This window comes from Rhodococcus sp. NPDC054953 (assembly GCF_053609225.1).
In genome coordinates this window covers 19,564-27,089 of record NZ_JBSGXD010000016.1, presented here as the reverse complement: position 1 = coordinate 27,089, position 7,526 = coordinate 19,564, and the positions used below count along the sequence as shown (strand labels likewise).

Genomic DNA, 7,526 nt, shown 5'->3' with positions numbered 1-7,526 from the left:
CGTGTGCTGTGATAGTTGGGGGGGCCTCCCTCCCTTCCGTCTGGTGTTTTCCCCCCCGGGGGGGAAAAACCCCCCCCACGGGCGCGTCAGCGCTTCAGGAAGCTGAGCGCCTGGTCGGCGTGCGTGCTGGCGCGCAGCTCGCTGGCGATCACCTTCAGCACCGTGCGGTCGGTGCCGATGACGAAGGTGGTGCGCTTCACCGGCGACAGCCGCGCGAGCATCCCGCGCCGGACCCCGAACTGCTCGGCGACCGCACCGCCGACATCGGAGAGCAGCGGATAGTCGAACGACTTCGCCGCCGCGAACGACGCCTGCGTCGCCACCGGATCCACCGAGATCCCCGCCCGCGCCGCTCCGACCGCCGCGAACTCGGCAGCGAGGTCCCGGAAATGGCAGGCCTCCGCGGTGCACACTGGGGTGTTCGCCGCCGGGTAGAAGAACAACACCAGCGGCCCGTCGGCGACCAGTTCGGACAGCGTGCGCACCGCGCCGGTCTGGTCGGGGAGCGCGAAATCGGGGGCCTGATCACCGGTCTGCATGCGCGCGAGGCTACCGCGCGCGACCGCCACCGAATCGGGGCTGGGATGATGGGCGCATGCCCGGCGAGTCGATCACCGTGACCCCCGCAGCCGCCGCGACGGCCGCAGCCACCACCACCCGTGCACAGTTCCGTGCGCTGGCGGCCGAGCATCGGGTCGTCCCGGTGACCCGAAAGGTCTTGGCGGACGCGGAAACCCCGCTCTCCGCGTACCGCAAGCTCGCGGCGGACCGGCCCGGAACGTTCCTGCTCGAGTCCGCCGAGAACGGCCGCTCCTGGTCCCGCTGGTCGTTCATCGGTGCGGGCAGCCCCGCGGCCCTGACCGTCGTGGACGGCGAGGCCGCCTGGTACGGCAACGTTCCGGCCGGCGCCCCCTGCGGCGGCGACCCGATCGCCGCGCTCGGCCAGACCCTCGAACTGCTGCGCAGCGAACGCCTGCCCGACCTGCCCCCGTTGACCGGCGGCATGGTCGGGTTCATGGGCTACGACGTCGTGCGCCGCCTGGAACGGCTGCCGAGTCACGCCGTCGACGACCTGCAGATCCCCGAGATGGTGATGCTGCTCGCCACCGACCTGGCCGCTGTCGACCACCACGAGGGGGCGATCACGCTGATCGCCAACGCGGTGAACTGGGACGGCAGCGACGACCGCGTCGACGAGGCGTACGACGACGCCGTCGCCCGGCTCGACGCGATGACCAGCGCCCTCACCGCGCAGGCGCCGTCGACGGTGTCGGCGTTCACCACCCCAGCACCCGAGTTCCGGCGGCAGCGCAGCACCGAGGAGTTCGGCACCGACGTGCGCAGGCTGATCGCCGAGATCGAGGCCGGTGAGGCGTTCCAGGTGGTGCTCTCGCAACGCTTCGAGATGGACACCGACGCCGCCCCGGTGGACATCTACCGGATGCTGCGCGCGTCCAACCCGAGCCCGTACATGTACCTCGTCAACGTCCCGGACGGGGACGGTGGCACCGCGTTCGCGATCGTCGGGTCGAGCCCCGAGTCCCTCGTCACCGTCAAGGACGGCACCGCGACCACGCACCCGATCGCGGGCACCCGGTGGCGCGGCACCACCGAGGAGGAGGACCTGCTGCTCGAGAAGGACCTGATCGCCGACGAGAAGGAGAACTCCGAGCACCTGATGCTCGTCGACCTCGGCCGCAACGACCTCGGCCGGGTGTGCGAGCCGGGGACGGTCCGCGTGCACGACTACCGGCACGTCGAGCGCTACAGCCACGTCATGCACCTGGTCTCCACGGTCACCGGCCGCCTCGCCGACGGCAAGCATGCCCTCGACGCGGTCACCGCCTGCTTCCCGGCGGGGACCCTGTCCGGGGCGCCGAAGGTGCGGGCGATGGAGCTGATCGACGAGCTCGAACCGACCCGCCGCGGCATCTACGGCGGCATCGTCGGCTACCTCGACTTCGCGGGTGACGCCGACACCGCGATCGCGATCCGGTCCGCGCTGGTCAAGGACGGCACCGCGTACGTGCAGGCCGGGGCCGGTGTGGTCGCCGACTCCGACCCGGTCTACGAGGACACCGAGGCCCGGAACAAGGCGATGTCGGCGCTCAGCGCGATCGCCGCGGCGGGCACCCTGCGCACCCTCGGAGTCACCGATGAGTGACGCCGACACCGCATCTCCCCGCCGCTCCGCCGCTGCCGCCGCGTTGCCTGCGCTGCTGCTCGCGGTCGCGGCGCTGTGCCTGTGGGCGGCATCGCGGATGACGTGGGTGCGGATCGATTCGTCCGACGGGCTCGGTGAGGCCCGCACCGTCGACCTCATCGGCGGCACCTGGGCGGCGGCAACCACGCCGCTGGCGCTGGCGTTGCTGGCCGCGATCGCCGCGTCGTTCGCGGTCCGCGGGTGGGCGTTGCGGGTGGTCGCGGTTGCGGTCGCGGCGGTCGCGGTCGCCGCGATCGTGCCCGCCGCGCAACTGCTGGTGTCGGAGGTGGACCCGGCACGGGCCGGTCGCCTCGCGGAACTGCCCGACCGCGCCGAGGTCACCGCCAGCGAGGTGTCCGTTGCGCCCGCCATGCTGGTGATCGTCGGGGGTGTGCTCGCGCTGGCCGCTGCGGTCGCGCTGCTGCGCAAGGCGTCGGTCGCCGCGGGTCTGTCGTCGAAGTACGCGGCACCCGCCGCCCGCAGGGACGAGGCGGCCCAGCGTCGCGATTCGGCGGAACCGCCGAGCCAGCGGGTGCTGTGGGATGCCCTCGACGCGGGCGACGATCCCACCGACGATTCCGCGGAGGAGGGTCCCGGCGAGGCCGACGGGCCCGGCCCGTCCGCTGGCACGGACACCCGCCGTTAGTCAAGAGAACGGCGGGCTCTAGGCTGGCTTCACCGGATGACGTTCCTCACAATCGGCGACAGCCCAGAAAGGACTCGGGACGAAATGACTGTTCTCGATTCGATTCTCGACGGGGTGCGCGCCGACGTCGCCGCCCGCGAGGCCGTCCTCGACTTCGCCGCGGTGAAGGCGGCTGCGGCTGCCGCCAAGCCCGCGCTCGACGCGGCCGCTGCGCTCCGCGCCGACGGCATCGGGGTCATCGCGGAGGTCAAGCGGGCCAGCCCGTCCAAGGGTGCGCTGTCGACGATCACCGACCCCGCCGCCCTGGCCCGCGCCTACGAGGAGGGCGGCGCCCGGGTGATCAGCGTGCTCACCGAAGAGCGCCGGTTCAAGGGGTCCCTCGCGGACCTCGATGCGGTGCGCCGGGCGGTGAGCATCCCGATCCTGCGCAAGGACTTCATCGTCGGCCCGTACCAGATCCACGAGGCCCGCGCGCACGGCGCGGACGTGATCCTGCTGATCGTCGCCGCCCTCGACCAGAACACCCTCGCCTCGCTGCTCGACCGGACCGAGTCCCTCGGCATGACGGCCCTCGTCGAGGTGCACACCGAGGAGGAGGCGGACCGCGCCCTCGAGGCGGGCGCCAGCGTCATCGGGATCAACGCACGCAACCTCAAGACCCTTGACGTGGACCGGGACACCTTCGGCCGGATCGCGCCCGGTCTCCCGAGCCGCGTCGTGAAGATCGCCGAGTCCGGGGTCCGGGGTCCCGCGGACCTGCTCGCCTACGCCGGTGCAGGCGCGGACGCGGTGCTCGTCGGCGAGGGGCTGGTCACCAGCGGCGATCCGCGGACCGCGGTGAAGGATCTCGTCGCGGCAGGCACCCATCCGTCGTGCCCGAAACCGGCACGCTGACCGGCTGACCCGGGCGGGAGACCGCCCCCGCCCCTAGGGCAGACTGGACGGGTGACTGCAGACGATCCCGTACTTTCCGCGAAGGGCTTCCCCAGCACGAACCAGGGCCTGCCACTGATGAGCGATGCAGTGGCGACCCCCACCGCGCACGAACCTGACGCGGGCGGACATTTCGGGGTCTTCGGCGGCCGCTACCTTCCCGAGGCCCTGATGGCCGTCATCGAAGAGGTGACCGCCGCCTACGAGAAGGAACGCGGCGACCCCGGCTTCCTTGCCGAACTCGACCGCCTCCAGCGCGACTACACCGGGCGGCCCTCGCCGGTGTACGAGGCCACCCGGCTCAGCGAGCACGCGGGCGGTGCGCGACTGCTGCTCAAGCGCGAGGACCTCAACCACACCGGGTCCCACAAGATCAACAACGTGCTCGGGCAGGTGCTGCTCGCCAAGCGGATGGGTAAGACCCGCGTCATCGCCGAGACCGGGGCTGGCCAGCACGGCGTCGCGACCGCGACCGCGTGCGCCCTCTTCGGGCTCGACTGCCTCGTCTACATGGGCGAGGTCGACACCCAGCGGCAGGCACTCAACGTCGCCCGCATGCGACTGCTCGGCGCCGAGGTGATCGCCGCGAAGACCGGGTCGCGCACCCTCAAGGACGCCATCAACGAGGCGATGCGGGACTGGGTCACCAACGCCGACAACACCTACTACTGCTTCGGGACCGCCGCCGGTCCGCACCCGTTCCCGGCGATGGTCCGCGATTTCCAGCGCATCATCGGTCTTGAGGCGCGTGCCCAGGTGCAGGCCTCGACCGGTCGGCTGCCCGACGCGGTCGTCGCGTGTGTCGGCGGCGGATCCAACGCGATCGGCATCTTCCATCCGTTCATCGACGACGCCGCGGTGCGGCTGGTCGGCATCGAGGCGGGCGGCGACGGCGTGGACACCGGGCGGCACGCCGCGACGATCGGCGGCGGCAGCCACGGCGCGCTGCACGGCGCGTACTCGTACCTGCTGCAGGATGAGGACGGGCAGACCATCGAGTCGCACTCGATCTCCGCCGGACTGGACTATCCCGGTGTCGGGCCGGAGCATTCGTGGCTCGCCGATACCGGTCGCGCCGAATATCGGTCGGCCACCGACACCGCCGCGATGGACGCGTTCGCGTTGCTGTGCCGCACCGAGGGCATCATCCCGGCGATCGAGTCCGCCCACGCCGTCGCGGGAGCACTCGAGGTCGGCAGGGAACTCGGCGAGGGCGCGATTGTGCTGGTGAACATCTCGGGCCGCGGCGACAAGGACGTCGACACCGCAGGCAAGTGGTTCGGATATCTCCCCGCAGACAGCACCGACGCCGAAGGAGCAGCGCAGTGAGCGCCCCGCACGAACGCCTCACCGAGATCTTCACGAGCTGCCGCGCCGAGAAGCGCGCCGCGCTGGTCGGGTACCTGCCGGTCGGCTATCCGACCGTCGCGGAGTCCGTCGCGGCCGTCACCACCCTCGTCGAGGCGGGCTGCGACCTCGTCGAGGTCGGCATCCCCTACAGCGACCCGGTGATGGACGGCACCACGATCCAGGACGCCGCCACCGCGGCGCTGGCCGCCGGGGTGCGCGTACGTGACGTGTTCCCTGCCGTGCAGGCCGTCACCGACGCGGGCGGGGCCGCGGTCGTCATGACCTACTGGAACCTGGTGCTCCGGTACGGGGTCGACAACTTCGCCCGTGACCTGGCCGCCGCGGGTGGGCTCGGGATAATCACCCCGGACCTGATCCCCGACGAGGCCGCCGAGTGGATCGCCGCCTCCGACAAGTACGGCCTCGGCCGCATCTTCCTGGTGTCGCCGTCGTCGACCAACGAGCGGCTCGCGATGACGCTGGACCAGTGCCGCGGCTTCGTGTACGCGACGTCGACGATGGGGGTCACCGGTGCCCGCGACAACGTCGACAACCGTGCGCCGGAACTGGTTGCCCGGGTTCGGGAGCACTCCGACATCCCCGTCGGCGTCGGTCTCGGCGTCCGATCCGGGGCGCAGGCCGCCGAGATCGCCGCGTACGCGGATGCGGTCATCGTCGGCTCCGCGCTCGTCACCGCGACGGCGGCGGGCCCGGATGCGTTGCGGGCCCTGACGACCGAACTCGCCGCCGGTGTCCGTTCGGCTACCGTGGCGTCGTGACGTCGACAGTCGAACTGCTCGCCTACCTCCCGAGTCCGCCGCAGGGGGTGTGGACCATCGGTCCGGTGCCGCTGCGGGCCTACGCCCTGTGCATCATCGCGGGCATCGTGGTCGCGGTGGTGTGGGGTGATCGCCGCTGGGTCGCCCGCGGGGGCGAGAAGGGCACCGTCCTCGACGTCGCGATCTGGGCGGTGCCGTTCGGCCTGGTCGGTGGCAGGCTGTACCACGTCCTCACCGACTGGAGCACCTACTTCGGGGAGGGTGGCAGCCCCGCCGACGCGCTGAAGATCTGGCAGGGTGGCCTCGGGATCTGGGGCGCGGTCGCGCTCGGCGCGGTCGGCGCGTGGATCGGCTGCCGCCGGATGGGGGTGTCCGTCGCCGCGCTCGGTGACGCGATCGCCCCGGCAGTCCTGCTGGCGCAGGCCATCGGCCGGCTCGGAAACTGGTTCAACCAGGAACTGTACGGCCGGGAGACGACGGTGCCGTGGGGGCTGGAGATCTATCAGCGGGTGAACGTGGCGGGCCGCCTCGACGCGCTGACCGGCACCTCCAACGGTGTCGTCGAGAGGGTTGTGCACCCGACCTTCCTGTATGAACTGGTCTGGAACGTCCTGGTCGTGATCCTGCTGGTCTGGGTGGACCGCCGCTTCCGGATCGGGCACGGCCGCCTGTTCGCGCTGTATGTGGCCGGCTACTGCCTCGGCCGGTTCTTCGTGGAGCTGATGCGTGACGACCACGCCACCCTGATCGCCGGGATCCGGATCAACTCGTTCACCGCGGCGATCGTATTCGCCTGTGCGGTGGCGTACGTTGTCCTCGCGACGAAGGGTCGCGAGACGCCCGCTGAACTGCGGATCGGGAAGGCCCGCACCGAGTACGTCGCCGAGCACCCCGACGCGGCGCCCGCCGCCGACGGTGACGCCGCCGACGGCGACCCGGCCGCGCGGGCGAAGGGCACAACGACACCGGGGGAGGACTCGTGACCACACCCGACGACGACTGGCAGAAGCGCATCGAGAACGGTGGCAGCTGGGCCGACCCGGGGCCCGGGTATCCGCCGCCGCCGAGCGGCGGGACCGCCGACTCGCGGCCGCCCGGACCCGTGTACGGGGCGCCCGGTACCGGCCATCCGCCGCCCGGGTTCCCGCCGCTGGACGCGACGCAGCAGTTCGCCGCGGTGCCGGGATACGGCTACGCCCCCGCGGACGCGGGCGCGCCGTACGGCCGCGACCCGGTCACCGGGGAGCCGCTGTCGGACAAGTCGAAGGTCGCGGCCGGGCTGCTGCAGATCCTGCTCGGCATGGTCGGGGTGTGCGGGGTGGGCAGGCTCTATACCGGCAGCACCAACATCGGGCTCGCGCAGCTGCTGCTGTTCTGGGTCGGCTTCCCGGCAATGTTCCTGCTCGTCGGGTTCCTGATCGTGCCCGCGGTGTGGATCTGGGCGTTCGTCGACGGGATCCTGATGCTGACCGGGGCGGTCCGGGACGGGCAGGGGCGCAAGCTCCGCGACTGACCGCTCGACACCCGACGCCCGTGTGCACACCCGTTCTGCCGGCTGCACACGGGCGTTGGGCGTGCAGTGGGGGTGTGCGTGCCGGAGCGGGCGTGTGCACAG

General features: G+C 71.8%; 8 protein-coding genes. 7 read left to right on the top strand and 1 reads right to left on the bottom strand.

Annotated features, from left to right (window positions below):
• Positions 1–86: 86 nt before the first annotated feature.
• Entirely contained in the window at positions 87–539 is a 453-nt protein-coding gene (locus tag ACWF62_RS12760; RefSeq protein ID WP_378507822.1) for a peroxiredoxin, read from the bottom strand.
• Between the two features lie 56 nt (positions 540–595).
• Between ACWF62_RS12760 and ACWF62_RS12755 the strand changes: the two genes are divergently transcribed.
• From ACWF62_RS12755 to ACWF62_RS12725, 7 genes are all read left to right on the top strand, one after another.
• The gene (locus ACWF62_RS12755; RefSeq protein ID WP_378507821.1) at positions 596–2,164 is read left to right on the top strand and encodes an anthranilate synthase component I; all 1,569 of its coding nucleotides are present in this window, start codon (positions 596–598) and stop codon (positions 2,162–2,164) included.
• A complete protein-coding gene (locus ACWF62_RS12750; protein WP_378507820.1) occupies positions 2,157–2,849 on the top strand; it encodes a TIGR02234 family membrane protein in 693 nt (230 codons plus the stop codon). The genes ACWF62_RS12755 and ACWF62_RS12750 overlap by 8 nt, the downstream gene beginning before the upstream one ends.
• Positions 2,850–2,933: 84 nt before the next feature.
• A complete protein-coding gene (gene trpC, locus ACWF62_RS12745) occupies positions 2,934–3,743 on the top strand; it encodes an indole-3-glycerol phosphate synthase TrpC (protein WP_378507819.1) in 810 nt (269 codons plus the stop codon).
• 117 nt (positions 3,744–3,860) lie between these two features.
• A complete protein-coding gene (gene trpB, locus ACWF62_RS12740) occupies positions 3,861–5,111 on the top strand; it encodes a tryptophan synthase subunit beta (RefSeq protein ID WP_378507818.1) in 1,251 nt (416 codons plus the stop codon).
• Positions 5,108–5,911 (top strand): tryptophan synthase subunit alpha, encoded by an 804-nt coding sequence (gene trpA / locus ACWF62_RS12735; protein ID WP_378507817.1) that lies wholly within the window; start codon positions 5,108–5,110, stop codon positions 5,909–5,911. The genes trpB and trpA overlap by 4 nt, the downstream gene beginning before the upstream one ends.
• Positions 5,908–6,894, top strand: a complete 987-nt coding sequence (gene lgt / locus ACWF62_RS12730) for a prolipoprotein diacylglyceryl transferase (RefSeq protein WP_452630223.1) — start codon at positions 5,908–5,910, stop codon at positions 6,892–6,894. Before trpA ends, lgt begins: the two co-directional genes overlap by 4 nt.
• Positions 6,891–7,424: a TM2 domain-containing protein gene (locus tag ACWF62_RS12725; RefSeq protein WP_452630222.1), complete on the top strand. Its 534-nt coding sequence runs from the start codon at positions 6,891–6,893 to the stop codon at positions 7,422–7,424. Before lgt ends, ACWF62_RS12725 begins: the two co-directional genes overlap by 4 nt.
• Positions 7,425–7,526: the final 102 nt, after the last annotated feature.